The sequence below is a fragment of the Streptococcus mitis genome (genome assembly GCF_000960025.1).
GTDB classification, from domain to species: domain Bacteria; phylum Bacillota; class Bacilli; order Lactobacillales; family Streptococcaceae; genus Streptococcus; species Streptococcus mitis_DH.
Genome location: NZ_JYGQ01000004.1, coordinates 407,067 through 424,949, shown reverse-complemented (window position 1 = coordinate 424,949; position 17,883 = coordinate 407,067). Strand labels below are relative to the sequence as shown.

Here is a 17,883-nt window from a genome sequence, read left to right as displayed (position 1 = left end):
ATGTTTTACCCCACGTTAACTTCATAGTAGCTAGTTATTAGCTAACCAGGTAAGAGGTCGGGACGAAAATCCTGGCCTCGTTTTGTTAGTTATGAGACTTTATTGAGGCAGTTGATTGAACCTGTAATTAAGGAGATGTATATGTTTGAAGTAGAAGAATGGCTCCATAGTCGGATTGGTTTGAATTTTCGATCAGGTTTGAGCCGAATGCAGCAAGCGGTGGATTTGTTAGGAAATCCCGAGATGTCTTACCCTATTATCCACGTCACTGGGACTAATGGGAAAGGTTCTACCATTGCTTTTATGAGGGAGTTATTTATGGGGCATGGCAAAAGAGTTGCGACCTTTACCTCCCCTCATATCATCTCTATCAATGATCGAATCTGCATTAACGGGCAACCAATAGCTGATGCAGACTTCATCCGTTTGGCTAATCAGGTCAAGGAGATGGAGAAAATGCTTCTGCAAACCCATGATCAGTTGTCCTTTTTTGAATTGCTGACCTTGATTGCTTTTCTTTATTTTAGAGAGCAAGAGGTGGATTTAGTTCTATTAGAAGTGGGAATTGGTGGCTTACTTGACACAACCAATGTGGTAATTGGAGAGATTGCTGTCATCACCTCCATCGGACTTGACCATCAGGAGACTCTGGGTGACAATATAGCAGCAATTGCAGAGCAGAAAGCTGGTATTTTTAAGGCTGGTAAAAAGGCAGTGATTGCTAAGTTGCCTTCAGAAGCTAGGCTTGTTTGTCAGAAAAAAGCAGACTCTTTAGCTGTTGACCTTTATCAGGCAGGACAAGATTTTTCAATGCTGAATGGGGATTTTTCAAGTTCTTTGGGAACTTTTTCGCAGTTGAAAATAGGATTAGAAGGAGCTTATCAGCAGGAAAATGCGGCCTTGGCGTTGCAAACGTTTCTTCTTTTTATGGGAGAAAGAAAGGAAGCTGTTGATGAACAGGTTGTAAGACAGGCTTTGGAGAAGATCCATTGGGCTGGGCGTTTGGAGCGTATTCGTCCTCAGATTTACTTGGACGGTGCTCATAACCTTCCTGCCTTGACTCGCTTGGTTGAGTTTATTAAAGAAAAAGAGCAGGAAGGTTATCGTCCTCAAATCCTATTTGGAGCCTTGAAACGGAAGGATTATCAAGGGATGTTGGCTTATCTGACTGAAAAATTGCCTCAGGTGGAACTCAAGGTGACGGGCTTTGACTATCAAGGTTCTTTGGATGAAACAGATGTAACAGGTTACGATATAGTTCCTTCTTACCGAGAATTTATTAGCAATTTTGAAGCAAGAGCAGATGCCCAGGATTTGTTGTTCGTTACAGGTTCTCTCTATTTTATCTCAGAGGTACGGGGCTATCTACTGGGGCATGAGCAGATAAATTGACCTCCTTTTTTGAACTTGTTATACTAGGAAAACTACTAGTTAGAAGGAAAAACTTCTGTAAATTGGTATCAGAAAGGAAATTCATCATGAAATTAAAAAGATTCACACTTTCTCTTGCTTCTCTAGCAAGTCTTAGTCTCTTAGTAGCTTGTTCACAAAGAGCTCAACAAGTTCAACAACCAGCAACTCAATCGCAAACACAACAAACTCAGCAATCACAACCTGCTGCTTCATCTTCTACAGAAAATAGTAACCAGGCAGCGACAAGTTCTTCACAAAATACGCCTGAGGCTCAACCAACCAATATTGATGGAACTTATACTGGTCAGGACGAAGGAGATCGTATCACTTTGGTAGTGACTGGTACAACTGGTACATGGACACAGGTAGAAACTGACGGAGATCAAGAAATCAAGCAGGTTAGCTTCGATGCCGCTAATCAACGTATGATTATTGGGGATGATGTCAAGATTTATGCAATTAATGGCAATCAGATGATTGTTGACGATATGGATAGAGAAGCGTCTGATCGCATTGTTTTATCAAAATAGACTAGAAGGAGACTGGTTTTGTCAGTCTCTTTTGCTTTTACTCAGAAAAATGATTATAAATACTTGCCTTCTACCGAATACCTGCGTTATACTAGTATTAATTACCTGTTTTTAGCATTCATACTCTTCGAAAATCTCTTCAAACCACGTCAGCTTCCATCTGCAACCTCAAAACAGTGTTTTGAGCAACCTGCGACTAGCTTCCTAGTTTGCTCGTTGCTTTTCATTGAGTATCAAAATATCAAGGAGGGGATATGAAATATAGAAAATTTCAATTATTGATGTCCAAGTATGGCTTTAGTATTTCGATTATGCTACTTGAACTTTCTCTTGTTTTTGGTCTCTTTCTCTATTTAGGGCGTATGGCCCCTATTCTATGGGTCATTGTCTTGATCTTTATGAGTATGGCAACTATTGTCGCAATTGTCAATCGTTCAATGACACCTGATAGTAAAGTAATGTGGTTAGTGGTAACTTTTGTTCCTGTCATTGGCCCCTTGCTCTATCTAATGTTTGGTGAAAGGCGATTGTCCAAAAAAGAAATCAAGCAGTTGGAAAAACTTGGTTCTATGCATTTTCGGGAAGATAACAGTAAAGCTCTCCGGCAGAAATTGAAGGAAGATGATAAGGCAGCTTACGGAGTTATCAAATCTTTGTTGAGTATGGATAGCAATGCCGATGTCTATAATCGAACAGACTCACAATTCTTTTCTTCGGGTGAAAGGATGTGGCAATATATGTTGGAAGACCTCAAGAAAGCTGAAAAGTTTATCTTTCTAGAGTACTATATTGTCGAAGAAGGTCTGATGTGGAATAGCATACTAGACATACTAGAGCAAAAGGCAGCTCAAGGTGTAGAGGTCAAGATGCTCTATGATGATATCGGCTGTATGGCGACTTTGCCTGGAGACTATACTATTCAGCTTCGTAGTCGAGGAATTGAAGCACATAAGTTTAACAAGGTGATTCCTCGCTTGACGGTGGCTTACAACAATCGGGACCATCGTAAAATCCTTGTCATAGATGGTCAGGTAGCCTATACAGGAGGCATTAACTTAGCCGATGAGTACATCAATCATGTAGAACGTTTTGGCTACTGGAAGGATAGTGGGATTCGCATAGATGGCCCTGGTGTCAAGGCTCTAACCCGTCTCTTTTTGATGACTTGGTACATCAATCGTGGGGAAATCAGCGATTTTGACCAGTATCACTTGGAAAATCAGCCTTGTTCTGGCCAAGGGCTCTGCATTCCTTACGGTAGTGGACCCAAGCCTATCTTCCGTACCCAGGTAGGGAAAAAAGTTTATCAAAGTTTGATTAATCAGGCTACTGATTCAGTCTATATCACAACACCCTATTTGATTATTGACTATGATTTAACTGAGAGTATTAAAAATGCAGCCATGAGGGGTGTTGATGTCCGCATCGTGACTCCTTTCATTCCGGATAAAAAATTAATCCAGCTCATAACAAGAGGAGCCTATCCGGATCTTTTGTCAGCAGGAGTCAGGATTTTTGAGTATAGTCCAGGCTTTATCCACAGTAAACAAATCCTAGTGGACAAGGACTTTGCTGCAGTTGGAACCATTAATCTAGATTATAGAAGTTTGCTTCATCACTATGAAGATGCAGTTTTGCTATATAAAACGGCATCAATCACAGAGATTCAAAAAGATTTTGAGGAGATTTTTTCAGTATCGCAAGAAATTTTCCCTCATACGATAAAAAATAGCTGGTATCAAAAATTGATTAAGGAAATTGCCCAGTTATTCGCCCCTATCTTATAAGAAATCTAGGACTTAGGACACAAACCAGTCCTATTTTTCTTACCTTTTACGAATAAAAAGATGTAGGAGGAACGATGCTGACTCAGAAGGAATTGAACTATATCACGACATTTGAACAGACGCATTTACACCGATTTCGGGAAATTGAAACCTTTGTGAAACTATGCAAAAAATCACTCAAACAGCCATCGCAAGCTGACAATTTTAGGTCTTTTTGATATACTAAGACAGATAAATTGAATAGGAGAAACGACATGGCTGTATATGGCAGAATCGAAGAAGTATCCGAAACGATACAGAGTAATGAAATTGAAAATAGACTGGATAGGAACCTTGAATCTCATGTAGAAAAAGAAGAACAGGTAGCTTTCCCGTTTTTCAGACTCATCATTGGAAGTACGATTGCAACGGTTTTTTCTGTGGTGATACCTTTACTTTTAGATATGGTAAGTCCCTCTCAGGCTCAGGATTTGTATATAGGGTGGGCTTTACATCAGGGAGGACAGCTCTACAGTAGCTATTATGCTAGTCACGGTCTTATTTATTACTTGCTACTTTATATTACCCAAGGAGGCATCCTTTTTGCCTTGGTAGAATGGCTAGCCCTCTTAGGAGGAGGTTACTTCCTCTTTTCTTCAACTGACTATCTGACGGGACAAAGGGAACAAGCCAAGCAACTCCTAACCATATTTTATCTTTTGGTATCCGGTCTCGGTTTTGGAGGAGGATATGCTACGATTTTAGCTCTGCCATTCCTGTTTGCAGGATTTTCATTCATAGCAGCTTATCTATCAAATCCTAACCATGACAAGGGGTTTCTACGTCTGGGGATTTTCTTGGCTCTATCATTTTTCATAGAGCCTCTTACAAGTCTTCTCTTTATTGCAGTAGTAACAATCGGTTTATTTGTCTTTAATGTTGGGCATGGCCGCCTTGCTCATGGAGTTTATCAGTTTTTTGCAGCAGCACTTGGCTTTTCTCTCATCTTTTACCCAGTAGGCTACTATGTTCTTGCTTCAGGTGGTTTTGGAGAAGCTCTAGGGAGTCTTTTGTATCCGATTGATTCCCTTCAGGTCTTTGCCAATCCCCAACTAATGGATAATGTTCTATTCTATGGTTTGTTGACCTTTGGTTTAGGAGCTCTCTTCCTTGTTTTTCTAGGTTTGTTCCAATCAAAGGCATCAAGATTGTATGTTATTTCAGTGCCAGCTAGTTTTACTTTCTTATTTGTACTAGCCTTGTTGCTTTTTTCTCAAGAACCTCTTCACGGTTCGCGTTTGATTCTAATCCTTCCATATTTACTCCTTCTTTTGATGACCAGTATTCGTGGGAAACATTCAGCTAGGGGAGCTCGTCGTCGGAGAAGAGAGGAAGTTCCTACTCTATGGAAAAAATTCATGAAGGGAAATCTCTACCTACCGATCCTAGTGGTGGTTTATCTGATTGCAATTCCTTTTGTGGCTCGTTTTGTCTTGCATCCAGCTTCTTATAGAGAACAACATCAAGTAGTTGACAGAGTCAAACAAGAGACGAGTGATGGTGACCAAATCTATATTTGGGATTCACATGTTCAGATGTATAAAGAAAGCCAGCGTTTGGCTGGATCCATGTTCCCATCACCTCTTCTTTACACGAGTACAGAAGAGAATAAAACTAGTTTAATCAATGACTTGAAAGAAAACCAACCTAAGGTGATTGTGGTGACTGACAAGGTGGCTCTCTGGTCTGAAGCGGAGACACTCTTAAAAGAAAATTACCAACAAGTAAAGACTGATTATTCAGAGTTTAAAGTCTATAAAATCAAATAGCTAAATCAATATCTTGTGCATTTTTAAAAATTTTAGGATTTTTGACACAAGATATTGATTTTTCTTTTTAGAGTGGTATAATACTTTTTAGATATCACATTTTAGAAAAGAGCATGCATATGATTGCACTAGAAGAAAAAATTACAACCTTACCAACCCTCTTCGTTGAAAAACGAGATGGGAGACGTGTTGTATTTGATGTGGACAAGATTGATAAGGCTCTCCACAAGGCGGCAGACAAGGTTATGGATGTGACACCCTTGGTTGAAAAGCGCCTAAATGCTCTGACCGAGCGAATTGTCACAGAAATTCATAGTCGCTTTCCAAAGGGAGTTAAGATTTACGAAATTCAAAATATCGTAGAACATGAACTCCTCGAAGCCAAAGAATATGCGCTGGCTGAAGAGTATATCACTTATCGAACACAGAGGGATTTCGAGCGCTCAAAAGCGACAGATATTAACTTTAGTATTCATAAACTTCTCGATAAAGACCAAGCAGTTGTCAATGAAAATGCTAATAAAGACAGCGATGTCTTTAATACCCAGCGTGATTTGACAGCAGGGATTGTTGGGAAATCAATCGGACTGCAAATGCTTCCTAAGCACGTAGCCAATGCCCACCAAAAAGGGGATATCCACTATCACGATTTGGACTACAGTCCCTATACCCCTATGACTAACTGCTGTTTGATTGATTTCAAGGGGATGTTGGAAAATGGTTTTAAGATTGGAAATGCAGAGGTAGAAAGTCCCAAGTCTATCCAGACTGCGACAGCTCAGATTTCTCAAATTATCGCCAACGTTGCTTCTAGCCAGTACGGTGGCTGTTCAGCTGACCGTATCGATGAAGTCTTGGCGCCTTACGCAGAGAAGAATTACCAAAAACACCTCAAAGATGCGGAAGAATGGGTTTTGCCTGAAAAACGGGAAGATTACGCTTGGAAGAAAACGCAAAAGGACATTTATGATGCCATGCAATCTCTCGAGTATGAAATCAATACTCTCTTCACTTCAAATGGACAAACACCTTTTACTTCGCTAGGTTTTGGTCTAGGAACCAATCGTTTTGAGCGGGAAATTCAAAAAGCTATTTTAAACATTCGTATCAAGGGGCTTGGTTCAGAACACCGTACAGCTATCTTCCCTAAACTCATCTTTACCCTTAAAAGAGGTCTTAATTTAGAAGAAGGTTCGCCTAACTACGACATCAAGCAATTGGCTCTTGAGTGTGCAACCAAACGGATGTACCCAGACGTCTTGTCTTATGATAAGATTGTTGACTTGACAGGATCCTTCAAGGTGCCTATGGGTTGCCGTTCGTTCCTTCAAGGATGGAAGGATGAAAATGGTGTGGAAGTCAATTCAGGCCGTATGAATCTGGGTGTTGTGACGGTTAACCTGCCTCGTATTGCTCTCGAGTCTGAAGGAGATATGAACAAGTTCTGGGAAATCTTCAACGAGCGTATGAATATCGCTGAAGATGCCCTGGTTTATCGTGTTGAACGGACCAAGGAAGCGACACCAGCTAATGCTCCTATCCTTTATCAATACGGTGCTTTTGGTCATCGTCTAGGTAAAGAAGAAAGTGTTGACCAGCTCTTTAAGAATCGTCGTGCGACAGTTTCGCTGGGCTATATCGGTTTGTATGAAGTAGCGACTGTTTTCTTTGGAAACAGCTGGGAAAGTAATCCAGATGCTAAGAAATTCACGCTAGATATCATTCGCGATATGAAACGCCGTGTAGAAGAGTGGTCTGACCAATATGGCTACCATTTCTCTATCTACTCAACACCGTCTGAAAGTTTGACAGACCGTTTCTGCCGACTAGATACAGAGAAATTTGGCTCTATTCCTGATATTACAGATAAGGAATACTACACCAACTCTTTCCACTATGATGTTCGTAAAAATCCAACACCGTTTGAAAAATTGGACTTTGAGAAAGTCTATCCAGAAGCAGGTGCGTCAGGTGGTTTCATCCATTACTGTGAGTATCCAGTCCTCCAGCAAAATCCAAAGGCCTTGGAAGCTGTCTGGGATTATGCTTATGACTGTGTGGGCTATCTGGGAACCAATACTCCAATTGACCGTTGCTACAAGTGTGACTTCGAAGGTGATTTTGAACCAACTGAAAGAGGATTTGCTTGTCCAAACTGTGGCAATAGTGACCCTAAAACAGTCGACGTTGTTAAACGTACTTGTGGCTATCTAGGCAATCCTCAAGCTAGACCAATGGTCAACGGTCGTCACAAGGAAATCGCAGCGCGTGTCAAACACATGAATGGCTCAACGATTAAAATAGCTGGGCATCAAGTAACAAATTAGAAAGAAATGAAATGGGAAAATATCAATTAGACGATAAGGGGCGCGCACAAGTGACCCGTTATCACGAGAAACATTCTAAGGGTGGAGCTGGTAAAAAAGAACGCTTGCTCAACCTCAGAGAACAATTTTTAAATAAGAATAAGAAGAAATAAAAGTGAGAGTCAGCTCTCGCTTTTCTCTTAGTGGGAGGTAAGGATGGAATTACGCAGACCAAGATTAGCAGATAAAGAAACAGTTTTAGAGATGATGGCAGAGTTTGAAAAATATCAGTCGCCTCACGACGGTGGTTTCTGGGATACAGAAAATTTTTCTTATGAGGAATGGTTGGAAAGTAATCAGAATCAGGAAATGGGGATTAATTTGACTGAAGGATGGGTTCCCGCAATTCAGTTAGTAGCTTTTTCTGTGAAAGGTAAAGCAATTGGATTTCTTAATCTCCGGTTGCGTCTCAGTAACTTTTTACTAGAAGAAGGTGGCCACATTGGCTACTCCATTCGTCCATCAGAAAGAGGCAAGGGTTATACTAAGGAAACTCTCCGTCAGGGCTTGCAAGTTGCTAAGGAAAAGAATATTAAACGAGCTTTAGTGACTTGTAGCACAGAAAATCCAGCAAGCCGAGCTGTTATCTTAGCTAATGGTGGGGAGTTGGAGGATGTTCGAAACGGAACGGAGCGCTATTGGATAGACTTGGAGTAGACAGCATGACATGGAATACACCAAAACCTGGTGAATGGAAAAGCGAGGAGCTTAGTAAAGGGCGGATTATTGATTACAAGGCCTTTAACTTTGTCGATGGAGAAGGCGTGCGCAACTCCCTCTATGTCGCAGGCTGTATGTTCCACTGCGAGGGGTGTTATAATGTAGCGACCTGGTCTTTCAATGCTGGCATCCCCTATACAGCAGAATTAGAAGAACAAATCATGGCAGATCTTGCCCAGCCTTATGTTCAGGGGTTAACCTTACTGGGAGGGGAGCCCTTTCTCAATACGGGCATTCTCTTGCCTCTCGTTAAACGCATTCGTAAGGAATTGCCAGATAAAGACATCTGGTCCTGGACGGGATATACTTGGGAAGAAATGATGTTGGAAACTCCAGATAAACTGGAACTCTTATCATTGATTGACATTCTTGTCGACGGACGATACGATCGAACTAAGAGAAATCTCATGCTCCAGTTTCGAGGTTCGTCCAATCAACGTATCATCGATGTGCAAAAATCTCTCAAAAGTGGGCAAGTAGTGATTTGGGATAAACTCAATGACGGGAAAGAAAGCTATGAACAGGTGAAGAGAGAGTAACTTTCTTCTATAAAATACTTAAATAAATGACCTGTCAAAAAGGAAAACATTTTCATGTTAAAAATTTTAAAAAACAGCAACAAATCCCTTGCAATCGCAGGGGCTTTGTGTTATTCTATTATGGTGCTGTAAATTACAGCCTTAGCTTTGATGCAAGAGGTTGCGACACGCTCGGTTGCATTGCCACGCAACACCGCGTCGGTTTTCTTGTGGAGCTAGCCTATTATCTTAAATAGACGAAAAGGAGAAAAAGATGGCAAACAAAAAAATCCGTATCCGTTTGAAAGCTTACGAACACCGTACGCTTGACACAGCGGCTGCAAAAATCGTAGAATCAGCTACTCGTACAGGTGCACAAGTTGCGGGTCCAATCCCACTTCCAACTGAACGTAGCCTCTACACAATCATTCGTGCGACTCACAAATACAAAGACTCTCGCGAACAATTTGAAATGCGTACACACAAACGTTTGATCGATATCGTTAACCCAACTCAAAAAACAGTTGATGCTTTGATGAAATTGGATCTTCCAAGTGGTGTAAACGTAGAAATCAAACTTTAATCTAAAGCTTGATACCTTGAGCATAAAAAACGCTCGTTAAAAACTTTTTGAATAAAAAATATAGAAAAGGAACTATTTTCTCATGACAAAAGGAATCTTAGGGAAAAAAGTGGGAATGACTCAAATCTTCACTGAAGCTGGCGAATTGATCCCTGTAACAGTTATTGAAGCAACTCCAAACGTTGTTCTTCAAGTTAAAACTGTTGAAACAGATGGATACAACGCTATCCAAGTTGGTTTCGATGACAAACGCGAAGTGTTGAGCAACAAACCTGCTAAAGGACATGTAGCGAAAGCTAACACGGCTCCTAAGCGCTTCATTCGTGAATTCAAAAACGTTGAAGGCTTGGAAGTTGGTGCTGAAATTACAGTTGAAACATTCGCAGCTGGGGACGTTGTTGACGTAACTGGTACTTCTAAAGGTAAAGGTTTCCAAGGTGTTATCAAACGTCACGGACAATCACGTGGACCAATGGCTCACGGTTCTCGTTACCACCGTCGTCCAGGTTCTATGGGACCTGTTGCACCTAACCGCGTATTCAAGGGTAAAAACCTTGCAGGACGTATGGGTGGCGACCGTGTAACAATTCAAAACCTTGAAGTTGTACAAGTTGTTCCAGAAAAGAACGTTATCCTTATCAAAGGTAACGTACCAGGTGCTAAGAAATCTCTTATCACTATCAAGTCAGCAGTTAAAGCTGGTAAATAATAAGGAAAGGGGAATACAGTCAAAATGGCAAATGTAACATTATTCGACCAAACTGGTAAACAAGCGGGCGAAGTTGTTCTTAACGATGCAATCTTTGGTATCGAACCAAACCAATCTGTTGTGTTTGATGTAATCATCAGCCAACGTGCTAGCCTTCGTCAAGGAACTCACGCAGTTAAAAACCGCTCAGCTGTTTCAGGTGGCGGACGCAAACCATGGCGTCAAAAAGGAACTGGACGTGCTCGTCAAGGTTCTATCCGCTCTCCACAATGGCGTGGTGGTGGAATCGTCTTCGGACCTACTCCACGTAGCTATGCGTACAAACTTCCTCAAAAAGTTCGTCGCCTTGCGCTTAAATCTGTTTACTCAGAAAAAGTTGCTGAAAATAAATTTGTAGCCGTTGATTCTCTTGAATTTACAGCTCCAAAAACTGCTGAATTTGCAAAAGTTCTTGCAGCTTTGAGCATCGATTCTAAAGTCCTTGTTATTCTTGAAGAAGGAAACGAATTCGCAGCTCTTTCAGCTCGTAACCTTCCAAACGTGAAAGTTGCGACTGCTACAACTGCAAGTGTTCTTGACATCGCAAATAGTGACAAACTTCTTGTTACTCAAGCAGCTATCTCTAAAATCGAGGAGGTTCTTGCATAATGAATTTGTATGATGTTATCAAAAAACCTGTAATCACTGAAAGCTCAATGGCTCAACTTGAAGCAGGAAAATATGTATTTGAAGTTGACACTCGTGCACACAAACTTTTGATCAAGCAAGCTGTTGAAGCTGCTTTCGAAGGTGTTAAAGTTGCTAATGTTAACACAATCAACGTAAAACCAAAAGCTAAACGTGTTGGACGTTACACTGGTTTTACTAACAAAACTAAAAAAGCTATCATCACACTTACAGCTGATTCTAAAGCAATCGAGTTGTTTGCTGCTGAAGCTGAATAATCTAAGGAGGAAATATCGTGGGAATTCGTGTTTATAAACCAACAACAAACGGTCGCCGTAATATGACTTCTTTGGATTTCGCTGAAATCACAACAAGCACTCCTGAAAAATCATTGCTTGTTGCATTGAAGAGCAAGGCTGGTCGTAACAACAACGGTCGTATCACAGTTCGTCACCAAGGTGGTGGACACAAACGTTTCTACCGTTTGGTTGACTTCAAACGTAACAAAGACAATGTTGAAGCAGTTGTTAAAACAATCGAGTACGATCCAAACCGTTCTGCAAACATCGCTCTTGTACACTACACTGACGGTGTGAAAGCATACATCATCGCTCCAAAAGGTCTTGAAGTAGGTCAACGTATCGTTTCAGGTCCAGAAGCAGATATCAAAGTCGGAAACGCTCTTCCACTTGCTAACATCCCAGTTGGTACTTTGATCCACAACATCGAGTTGAAACCTGGTCGTGGTGGTGAATTGGTACGTGCTGCTGGTGCATCTGCTCAAGTATTGGGTTCTGAAGGTAAATACGTTCTTGTTCGTCTTCAATCAGGTGAAGTTCGTATGATTCTTGGAACTTGCCGTGCTACAGTTGGTGTTGTCGGAAACGAACAACACGGACTTGTAAACCTTGGTAAAGCAGGACGTAGCCGTTGGAAAGGTATCCGTCCAACAGTTCGTGGTTCTGTAATGAACCCTAACGATCACCCACACGGTGGTGGTGAAGGTAAAGCACCAGTTGGTCGTAAAGCACCATCTACTCCATGGGGCAAACCTGCTCTTGGTCTTAAAACTCGTAACAAGAAAGCGAAATCTGACAAACTTATCGTTCGTCGTCGCAACGAGAAATAATATTAAACTAGTCGCTTAAGCAACTAGTAAATCCGCCAGCTCGGTAGCGCTCCATAGGAGCGCAAGCCGCTGTGGTACAACATTTAAAGGAGAAAATATAAAAATGGGACGCAGTCTTAAAAAAGGACCTTTCGTCGATGAGCATTTGATGAAAAAAGTTGAAGCTCAAGCTAACGACGAAAAGAAAAAAGTTATTAAAACTTGGTCACGTCGTTCAACGATCTTCCCAAGTTTCATTGGTTACACTATTGCAGTTTATGACGGACGTAAACACGTACCTGTTTACATCCAAGAAGACATGGTAGGTCACAAACTTGGTGAATTTGCACCAACTCGTACTTACAAAGGTCACGCTGCAGACGACAAGAAAACACGTAGAAAATAAGGAGAACATAAATGGCAGAAATTACTTCAGCTAAAGCAATGGCTCGTACAGTACGTGTTTCACCTCGTAAATCACGTCTTGTTCTTGATAACATCCGTGGTAAAAGCGTAGCCGATGCAATCGCAATCTTGACATTCACTCCAAACAAAGCCGCTGAAATCATCTTGAAAGTTTTGAACTCAGCTGTAGCTAACGCTGAAAACAACTTTGGTTTGGATAAAGCTAACTTGGTAGTATCTGAAGCATTCGCAAACGAAGGACCAACTATGAAACGTTTCCGTCCACGTGCGAAAGGTTCAGCTTCACCAATCAACAAACGTACAGCTCACATCACTGTAGCTGTTGCAGAAAAATAAGGAGGTAAAATCGTGGGTCAAAAAGTACATCCAATTGGTATGCGTGTCGGCATCATCCGTGATTGGGATGCCAAATGGTATGCTGAAAAAGAATACGCGGATTACCTTCATGAAGATCTTGCAATCCGTAAATTCGTTCAAAAAGAACTTGCTGACGCAGCAGTTTCAACTATCGAAATCGAACGCGCAGTAAACAAAGTTAACGTTTCACTTCACACTGCTAAACCAGGTATGGTTATCGGTAAAGGTGGTGCTAACGTTGATGCACTCCGTGCGAAACTTAACAAATTGACTGGAAAACAAGTACACATCAACATCATCGAAATCAAACAACCTGATTTGGATGCTCACCTTGTAGGTGAAGGAATTGCTCGTCAATTGGAGCAACGTGTTGCTTTCCGTCGTGCACAAAAACAAGCAATCCAACGTGCAATGCGTGCTGGAGCTAAAGGAATCAAAACTCAAGTATCAGGTCGTTTGAACGGTGCAGATATCGCCCGTGCTGAAGGATACTCTGAAGGAACTGTTCCACTTCACACACTTCGTGCAGATATCGATTACGCTTGGGAAGAAGCAGATACTACATACGGTAAACTTGGTGTTAAAGTATGGATCTACCGTGGTGAAGTTCTTCCAGCTCGCAAAAACACTAAAGGAGGTAAATAACCAATGTTAGTACCTAAACGTGTTAAACACCGTCGTGAATTCCGTGGAAAAATGCGCGGTGAAGCAAAAGGTGGAAAAGAAGTAGCATTCGGTGAATACGGTCTTCAAGCTACAACTAGCCACTGGATCACTAACCGCCAAATCGAAGCTGCTCGTATCGCCATGACTCGTTACATGAAACGTGGTGGTAAAGTTTGGATTAAAATCTTCCCACACAAATCATACACTGCTAAAGCTATCGGTGTGCGTATGGGATCTGGTAAAGGGGCACCTGAAGGTTGGGTAGCACCAGTTAAACGTGGTAAAGTGATGTTCGAAATCGCTGGTGTATCTGAAGAGATCGCTCGCGAAGCGCTTCGTCTTGCTAGCCACAAATTGCCAGTTAAATGTAAATTCGTAAAACGTGAAGCAGAATAAGGAGAAGGCATGAAACTTAATGAAGTAAAAGAATTTGTTAAAGAACTTCGTGGTCTTTCTCAAGAAGAACTCGCGAAGCGCGAAAACGAATTGAAAAAAGAATTGTTTGAACTTCGTTTCCAAGCTGCTACTGGTCAATTGGAACAAACAGCTCGCTTGAAAGAAGTTAAAAAACAAATCGCTCGTATCAAAACAGTTCAATCTGAAGCGAAATAATAGACTAGGGAAGGAGAAATTTCAATGGAACGCAATAATCGTAAAGTTCTTGTTGGACGTGTTGTATCTGACAAAATGGACAAGACAATCACAGTTGTAGTTGAAACAAAACGTAACCACCCAGTCTATGGTAAACGTATTAACTACTCTAAAAAATACAAAGCTCATGATGAAAACAATGTTGCCAAAGAAGGCGATATCGTACGTATCATGGAAACTCGCCCGCTTTCAGCTACAAAACGTTTCCGTCTTGTAGAAGTTGTTGAAGAAGCGGTCATCATCTAATCAAACCTGAAAGGAGAAAACTGAAATGATTCAAACAGAAACTCGTTTGAAAGTCGCAGACAACAGCGGTGCTCGCGAAATCTTGACTATCAAAGTTCTTGGTGGTTCAGGACGTAAATTTGCAAACATCGGTGATGTTATCGTGGCATCTGTAAAACAAGCTACTCCTGGTGGTGCGGTTAAAAAAGGTGACGTTGTTAAAGCAGTTATCGTTCGTACTAAATCAGGTGCTCGTCGTGCTGATGGTTCATACATCAAATTTGACGAAAACGCAGCAGTTATCATCCGTGAAGACAAAACTCCTCGCGGAACACGTATCTTTGGCCCAGTTGCACGTGAATTGCGTGAAGGTGGCTTCATGAAGATCGTGTCACTTGCTCCAGAAGTACTTTAATTTTTAGAAACAAACTAGTCCCCTGGATTTACCTCCAGGGTGCCCTTATGGGCGTAAGAAAAATCAAGGAGAAACCTAATGTTTGTAAAAAAAGGCGACAAAGTTCGCGTAATCGCTGGTAAAGATAAGGGAACAGAAGCTGTTGTCCTTACTGCCCTTCCAAAAGTAAACAAAGTTATCGTTGAAGGTGTTAACATCGTTAAGAAACACCAACGTCCAACTAACGAGCTTCCTCAAGGTGGTATCATCGAAAAAGAAGCAGCTATCCACGTATCAAACGTTCAAGTTTTGGACAAAAATGGTGTAGCTGGTCGTGTTGGTTACAAATTTGTAGACGGTAAAAAAGTTCGCTACAACAAAAAATCAGGCGAAGTGCTTGATTAATCACGAAGGAAAGGAGAAGTATAATGGCAAATCGTTTAAAAGAAAAATATCTTAATGAAGTAGTTCCTGCTTTGACAGAACAATTCAACTACTCATCAGTGATGGCTGTGCCTAAAGTAGATAAGATCGTTTTGAACATGGGTGTTGGTGAAGCTGTATCAAACGCTAAAAGCCTTGAAAAAGCTGCTGAAGAATTGGCACTTATCTCAGGTCAAAAACCACTTATCACTAAAGCTAAAAAATCAATCGCCGGCTTCCGTCTTCGTGAAGGTGTTGCGATCGGTGCAAAAGTTACCCTTCGTGGTGAACGTATGTACGAATTCTTGGATAAATTGGTTTCAGTTTCACTTCCACGTGTACGTGACTTCCACGGTGTTCCAACAAAATCATTTGATGGACGCGGAAACTACACACTTGGTGTGAAAGAACAATTGATTTTCCCAGAAATCAACTTCGATGACGTTGACAAAACTCGTGGTCTTGACATCGTTATCGTAACAACTGCTAACACTGACGAAGAGTCACGTGCATTGCTTACAGGCCTTGGAATGCCTTTTGCAAAATAATATAGGAGGTAAATCTAATGGCTAAAAAATCAATGATTGCTAAGAACAAACGTCCAGCGAAGTTCTCTACTCAAGCTTATACTCGTTGTGAAAAATGTGGTCGTCCACATTCAGTTTACCGCAAATTTAAACTTTGCCGTGTTTGCTTCCGTGAATTAGCTTACAAAGGACAAATCCCAGGTGTTACCAAAGCATCTTGGTAATATCATGATACAAAGAGCGTAACAACCACAGCAAAAATAGGAAATTTGGTGTAGGAGCGATGCTCCAAAACAAATTTATCTTTTTTGCTCAGGTTGTAGCTCGTGTTCAAATAAGAGTTTTCTCATTTGAATGTATCAATACTATCTGAGCCTAGCTCAATCATTAACTAGCAAGTGCAACTTGCAAACTACTAGTAAGAGGAGAAAAACAAAATGGTTATGACTGACCCAATCGCAGACTTCCTAACTCGTATTCGTAATGCTAACCAAGCTAAACACGAAGTACTTGAAGTACCTGCATCAAACATCAAAAAAGGGATTGCTGAAATCCTTAAACGCGAAGGTTTTGTAAAAAACGTTGAAATCATCGAAGATGACAAACAAGGCATCATCCGTGTATTTCTTAAATACGGACCAAACGGTGAAAAAGTTATCACTAACTTGAAACGTGTTTCTAAACCAGGACTTCGTGTCTACAAAAAACGTGAAGACCTTCCAAAAGTTCTTAACGGACTTGGAATTGCTATCCTTTCAACTTCTGAAGGTTTGCTCACTGATAAAGAAGCACGCCAAAAGAATGTTGGTGGGGAAGTTATCGCTTACGTTTGGTAAAATCAAGATACAAAGCTCGTAAAGAACAAAGCAAAATTAGAAAGTTGGAGAAGTTTGTTGACAAACAAGCCAACTTATCTATTTTGCACAGTTCTTAGAGCGTGTTCAGTTCAGTTTTTGAACTAAATAAGTATCTGAACCCCCGTGAAAACTGGCCGTTTAGGCCTGACAATTTAACAGGAGAAAATAAACATGTCACGTATTGGTAATAAAGTTATCGTGTTGCCTGCTGGTGTAGAAATCACTAACAATGACAACGTTGTAACTGTAAAAGGACCTAAAGGAGAACTTACTCGTGAGTTCTCAAAAGATATTGAAATTCGTGTGGAAGGTACTGAAGTAACTCTTCACCGTCCAAACGATTCAAAAGAAATGAAAACTATCCACGGAACTACTCGTGCCCTTTTGAACAACATGGTTATTGGTGTATCAGAAGGATTCAAGAAAGAACTTGAAATGCGCGGGGTTGGTTACCGTGCACAACTTCAAGGATCTAAACTTGTTTTGGCTGTTGGTAAATCTCATCCAGACGAAGTTGAAGCTCCAGAAGGAATTACTTTTGAACTTCCAAACCCAACAACAATCGTTGTTAGCGGAATTTCAAAAGAAGTAGTTGGTCAAACAGCTGCTTACGTACGTAGCCTTCGTTCACCAGAACCATATAAAGGTAAAGGTATCCGTTACGTTGGTGAATTCGTTCGCCGTAAAGAAGGTAAAACAGGTAAATAATGTTGAGTGGTTGATTCTCAACCACCAACCTATTTTCCAACTTTGTGCATAGCACACGATTTAAAACTAAAGAGGTGAAAACTGTGATTTCAAAACCAGATAAAAACAAACTCCGCCAAAAACGCCACCGTCGCGTTCGCGGAAAACTCTCTGGAACTGCTGATCGCCCACGTTTGAACGTATTCCGTTCTAATACAGGCATCTACGCTCAAGTGATTGATGACGTAGCGGGTGTAACGCTCGCAAGTGCTTCAACTCTTGACAAAGAAGTTTCAAAAGGAACTAAAACTGAACAAGCCGTTGCTGTCGGTAAACTCGTTGCAGAACGTGCAAACGCTAAAGGTATTTCAGAAGTGGTGTTCGACCGCGGTGGATATCTATATCACGGACGTGTGAAAGCTTTGGCTGATGCAGCTCGTGAAAACGGATTGAAATTCTAAT

At 41.1% G+C, this 17,883-nt stretch carries 26 protein-coding genes; all 26 read left to right on the top strand.

Annotated features, from left to right (window positions below; all coding sequences use genetic code 11):
* Window positions 1-141 precede the first annotated feature (141 nt).
* The 26 genes from TZ91_RS09005 (at window position 142) to rplR (ending at window position 17,882) form a co-directional block, all read left to right on the top strand.
* Entirely contained in the window at window positions 142-1,392 is a 1,251-nt protein-coding gene (locus tag TZ91_RS09005) for a folylpolyglutamate synthase/dihydrofolate synthase family protein (RefSeq protein ID WP_033686164.1), read from the top strand.
* Between the two features lie 86 nt (window positions 1,393-1,478).
* Entirely contained in the window at window positions 1,479-1,943 is a 465-nt protein-coding gene (locus TZ91_RS09000; protein ID WP_033686165.1) for an SP_0198 family lipoprotein, read from the top strand.
* Between the two features lie 254 nt (window positions 1,944-2,197).
* Complete coding sequence (cls, locus tag TZ91_RS08990; protein WP_033686166.1) at window positions 2,198-3,730, top strand: cardiolipin synthase; 1,533 nt, start codon at window positions 2,198-2,200, stop codon at window positions 3,728-3,730.
* A 254-nt stretch (window positions 3,731-3,984) separates the two neighbouring features.
* The gene (locus tag TZ91_RS08980) at window positions 3,985-5,538 is read left to right on the top strand and encodes a hypothetical protein (protein ID WP_033686167.1); all 1,554 of its coding nucleotides are present in this window, start codon (window positions 3,985-3,987) and stop codon (window positions 5,536-5,538) included.
* A 119-nt stretch (window positions 5,539-5,657) separates the two neighbouring features.
* Window positions 5,658-7,865 (top strand): anaerobic ribonucleoside-triphosphate reductase, encoded by a 2,208-nt coding sequence (gene nrdD / locus TZ91_RS08975; protein WP_033686168.1) that lies wholly within the window; start codon window positions 5,658-5,660, stop codon window positions 7,863-7,865.
* Between the two features lie 11 nt (window positions 7,866-7,876).
* Window positions 7,877-8,017 (top strand): hypothetical protein, encoded by a 141-nt coding sequence (locus TZ91_RS08970; RefSeq protein ID WP_000521618.1) that lies wholly within the window; start codon window positions 7,877-7,879, stop codon window positions 8,015-8,017.
* Between the two features lie 43 nt (window positions 8,018-8,060).
* The gene (locus tag TZ91_RS08965) at window positions 8,061-8,561 is read left to right on the top strand and encodes a GNAT family N-acetyltransferase (RefSeq protein WP_033686169.1); all 501 of its coding nucleotides are present in this window, start codon (window positions 8,061-8,063) and stop codon (window positions 8,559-8,561) included.
* Between the two features lie 5 nt (window positions 8,562-8,566).
* Window positions 8,567-9,163, top strand: coding sequence for an anaerobic ribonucleoside-triphosphate reductase activating protein (gene nrdG / locus TZ91_RS08960; protein WP_033686170.1), 597 nt, complete (start codon window positions 8,567-8,569; stop codon window positions 9,161-9,163).
* 253 nt (window positions 9,164-9,416) lie between these two features.
* A complete protein-coding gene (gene rpsJ / locus TZ91_RS08955; RefSeq protein WP_001284513.1) occupies window positions 9,417-9,725 on the top strand; it encodes a 30S ribosomal protein S10 in 309 nt (102 codons plus the stop codon).
* 82 nt (window positions 9,726-9,807) lie between these two features.
* Complete coding sequence (gene rplC, locus TZ91_RS08950) at window positions 9,808-10,434, top strand: 50S ribosomal protein L3 (protein WP_000160197.1); 627 nt, start codon at window positions 9,808-9,810, stop codon at window positions 10,432-10,434.
* A 24-nt stretch (window positions 10,435-10,458) separates the two neighbouring features.
* Window positions 10,459-11,082: a 50S ribosomal protein L4 gene (rplD, locus tag TZ91_RS08945; RefSeq protein WP_000024549.1), complete on the top strand. Its 624-nt coding sequence runs from the start codon at window positions 10,459-10,461 to the stop codon at window positions 11,080-11,082.
* A complete protein-coding gene (locus TZ91_RS08940; RefSeq protein WP_001055347.1) occupies window positions 11,082-11,378 on the top strand; it encodes a 50S ribosomal protein L23 in 297 nt (98 codons plus the stop codon). Before rplD ends, TZ91_RS08940 begins: the two co-directional genes overlap by 1 nt.
* 17 nt (window positions 11,379-11,395) lie before the next feature.
* On the top strand, window positions 11,396-12,229 hold the full coding sequence (gene rplB, locus TZ91_RS08935; protein WP_000512911.1) for a 50S ribosomal protein L2: 834 nt from the start codon (window positions 11,396-11,398) through the stop codon (window positions 12,227-12,229).
* 103 nt (window positions 12,230-12,332) lie between these two features.
* The gene (gene rpsS / locus TZ91_RS08930; protein WP_000533766.1) at window positions 12,333-12,614 is read left to right on the top strand and encodes a 30S ribosomal protein S19; all 282 of its coding nucleotides are present in this window, start codon (window positions 12,333-12,335) and stop codon (window positions 12,612-12,614) included.
* Window positions 12,615-12,625: 11 nt separating this feature from the next.
* Window positions 12,626-12,970 carry a 50S ribosomal protein L22 gene (gene rplV / locus TZ91_RS08925; RefSeq protein ID WP_000818137.1) on the top strand — a complete coding sequence of 115 codons (345 nt, stop codon included), beginning with the start codon at window positions 12,626-12,628 and terminating at the stop codon, window positions 12,968-12,970.
* A 12-nt stretch (window positions 12,971-12,982) separates the two neighbouring features.
* Window positions 12,983-13,636, top strand: coding sequence for a 30S ribosomal protein S3 (rpsC, locus tag TZ91_RS08920; RefSeq protein ID WP_000529936.1), 654 nt, complete (start codon window positions 12,983-12,985; stop codon window positions 13,634-13,636).
* Between the two features lie 3 nt (window positions 13,637-13,639).
* Window positions 13,640-14,053: a 50S ribosomal protein L16 gene (gene rplP / locus TZ91_RS08915; protein ID WP_000960946.1), complete on the top strand. Its 414-nt coding sequence runs from the start codon at window positions 13,640-13,642 to the stop codon at window positions 14,051-14,053.
* Between the two features lie 9 nt (window positions 14,054-14,062).
* A complete protein-coding gene (gene rpmC / locus TZ91_RS08910; RefSeq protein WP_000772918.1) occupies window positions 14,063-14,269 on the top strand; it encodes a 50S ribosomal protein L29 in 207 nt (68 codons plus the stop codon).
* A gap of 24 nt (window positions 14,270-14,293) precedes the next feature.
* Window positions 14,294-14,554 (top strand): 30S ribosomal protein S17, encoded by a 261-nt coding sequence (gene rpsQ, locus TZ91_RS08905; protein WP_000440801.1) that lies wholly within the window; start codon window positions 14,294-14,296, stop codon window positions 14,552-14,554.
* 25 nt (window positions 14,555-14,579) lie between these two features.
* On the top strand, window positions 14,580-14,948 hold the full coding sequence (gene rplN, locus TZ91_RS08900; protein ID WP_000616545.1) for a 50S ribosomal protein L14: 369 nt from the start codon (window positions 14,580-14,582) through the stop codon (window positions 14,946-14,948).
* Between the two features lie 78 nt (window positions 14,949-15,026).
* Window positions 15,027-15,332, top strand: a complete 306-nt coding sequence (gene rplX, locus TZ91_RS08895; protein WP_000497691.1) for a 50S ribosomal protein L24 — start codon at window positions 15,027-15,029, stop codon at window positions 15,330-15,332.
* Between the two features lie 23 nt (window positions 15,333-15,355).
* Window positions 15,356-15,898, top strand: a complete 543-nt coding sequence (gene rplE / locus TZ91_RS08890; RefSeq protein WP_000013542.1) for a 50S ribosomal protein L5 — start codon at window positions 15,356-15,358, stop codon at window positions 15,896-15,898.
* 17 nt (window positions 15,899-15,915) lie between these two features.
* Entirely contained in the window at window positions 15,916-16,101 is a 186-nt protein-coding gene (locus TZ91_RS08885) for a type Z 30S ribosomal protein S14 (RefSeq protein WP_001085697.1), read from the top strand.
* Between the two features lie 213 nt (window positions 16,102-16,314).
* Window positions 16,315-16,713: a 30S ribosomal protein S8 gene (gene rpsH, locus TZ91_RS08880; RefSeq protein WP_000245504.1), complete on the top strand. Its 399-nt coding sequence runs from the start codon at window positions 16,315-16,317 to the stop codon at window positions 16,711-16,713.
* 192 nt (window positions 16,714-16,905) lie between these two features.
* The gene (gene rplF, locus TZ91_RS08875; RefSeq protein WP_000086624.1) at window positions 16,906-17,442 is read left to right on the top strand and encodes a 50S ribosomal protein L6; all 537 of its coding nucleotides are present in this window, start codon (window positions 16,906-16,908) and stop codon (window positions 17,440-17,442) included.
* 83 nt (window positions 17,443-17,525) lie between these two features.
* Window positions 17,526-17,882, top strand: coding sequence for a 50S ribosomal protein L18 (gene rplR / locus TZ91_RS08870; RefSeq protein ID WP_000624044.1), 357 nt, complete (start codon window positions 17,526-17,528; stop codon window positions 17,880-17,882).
* Window position 17,883: the final 1 nt, after the last annotated feature.

Bases quoted from the DNA above. Each gene is read 5' to 3' on its own strand.
- TZ91_RS09005 (WP_033686164.1), top strand. From the start codon at position 142: ATGTTTGAAGTAGAAGAATGGCTCCATAGTCGGATTGGTTTGAATTTT.
- TZ91_RS09000 (WP_033686165.1), top strand. From the start codon at position 1,479: ATGAAATTAAAAAGATTCACACTTTCTCTTGCTTCTCTAGCAAGTCTT.
- cls (WP_033686166.1), top strand. From the start codon at position 2,198: ATGAAATATAGAAAATTTCAATTATTGATGTCCAAGTATGGCTTTAGT.
- TZ91_RS08980 (WP_033686167.1), top strand. From the start codon at position 3,985: ATGGCTGTATATGGCAGAATCGAAGAAGTATCCGAAACGATACAGAGT.
- nrdD (WP_033686168.1), top strand. From the start codon at position 5,658: ATGATTGCACTAGAAGAAAAAATTACAACCTTACCAACCCTCTTCGTT.
- TZ91_RS08970 (WP_000521618.1), top strand. From the start codon at position 7,877: ATGGGAAAATATCAATTAGACGATAAGGGGCGCGCACAAGTGACCCGT.
- TZ91_RS08965 (WP_033686169.1), top strand. From the start codon at position 8,061: ATGGAATTACGCAGACCAAGATTAGCAGATAAAGAAACAGTTTTAGAG.
- nrdG (WP_033686170.1), top strand. From the start codon at position 8,567: ATGACATGGAATACACCAAAACCTGGTGAATGGAAAAGCGAGGAGCTT.
- rpsJ (WP_001284513.1), top strand. From the start codon at position 9,417: ATGGCAAACAAAAAAATCCGTATCCGTTTGAAAGCTTACGAACACCGT.
- rplC (WP_000160197.1), top strand. From the start codon at position 9,808: ATGACAAAAGGAATCTTAGGGAAAAAAGTGGGAATGACTCAAATCTTC.
- rplD (WP_000024549.1), top strand. From the start codon at position 10,459: ATGGCAAATGTAACATTATTCGACCAAACTGGTAAACAAGCGGGCGAA.
- TZ91_RS08940 (WP_001055347.1), top strand. From the start codon at position 11,082: ATGAATTTGTATGATGTTATCAAAAAACCTGTAATCACTGAAAGCTCA.
- rpsS (WP_000533766.1), top strand. From the start codon at position 12,333: ATGGGACGCAGTCTTAAAAAAGGACCTTTCGTCGATGAGCATTTGATG.
- rplV (WP_000818137.1), top strand. From the start codon at position 12,626: ATGGCAGAAATTACTTCAGCTAAAGCAATGGCTCGTACAGTACGTGTT.
- rplP (WP_000960946.1), top strand. From the start codon at position 13,640: ATGTTAGTACCTAAACGTGTTAAACACCGTCGTGAATTCCGTGGAAAA.
- rpmC (WP_000772918.1), top strand. From the start codon at position 14,063: ATGAAACTTAATGAAGTAAAAGAATTTGTTAAAGAACTTCGTGGTCTT.
- rpsQ (WP_000440801.1), top strand. From the start codon at position 14,294: ATGGAACGCAATAATCGTAAAGTTCTTGTTGGACGTGTTGTATCTGAC.
- rplN (WP_000616545.1), top strand. From the start codon at position 14,580: ATGATTCAAACAGAAACTCGTTTGAAAGTCGCAGACAACAGCGGTGCT.
- rplX (WP_000497691.1), top strand. From the start codon at position 15,027: ATGTTTGTAAAAAAAGGCGACAAAGTTCGCGTAATCGCTGGTAAAGAT.
- rplE (WP_000013542.1), top strand. From the start codon at position 15,356: ATGGCAAATCGTTTAAAAGAAAAATATCTTAATGAAGTAGTTCCTGCT.
- TZ91_RS08885 (WP_001085697.1), top strand. From the start codon at position 15,916: ATGGCTAAAAAATCAATGATTGCTAAGAACAAACGTCCAGCGAAGTTC.
- rpsH (WP_000245504.1), top strand. From the start codon at position 16,315: ATGGTTATGACTGACCCAATCGCAGACTTCCTAACTCGTATTCGTAAT.
- rplF (WP_000086624.1), top strand. From the start codon at position 16,906: ATGTCACGTATTGGTAATAAAGTTATCGTGTTGCCTGCTGGTGTAGAA.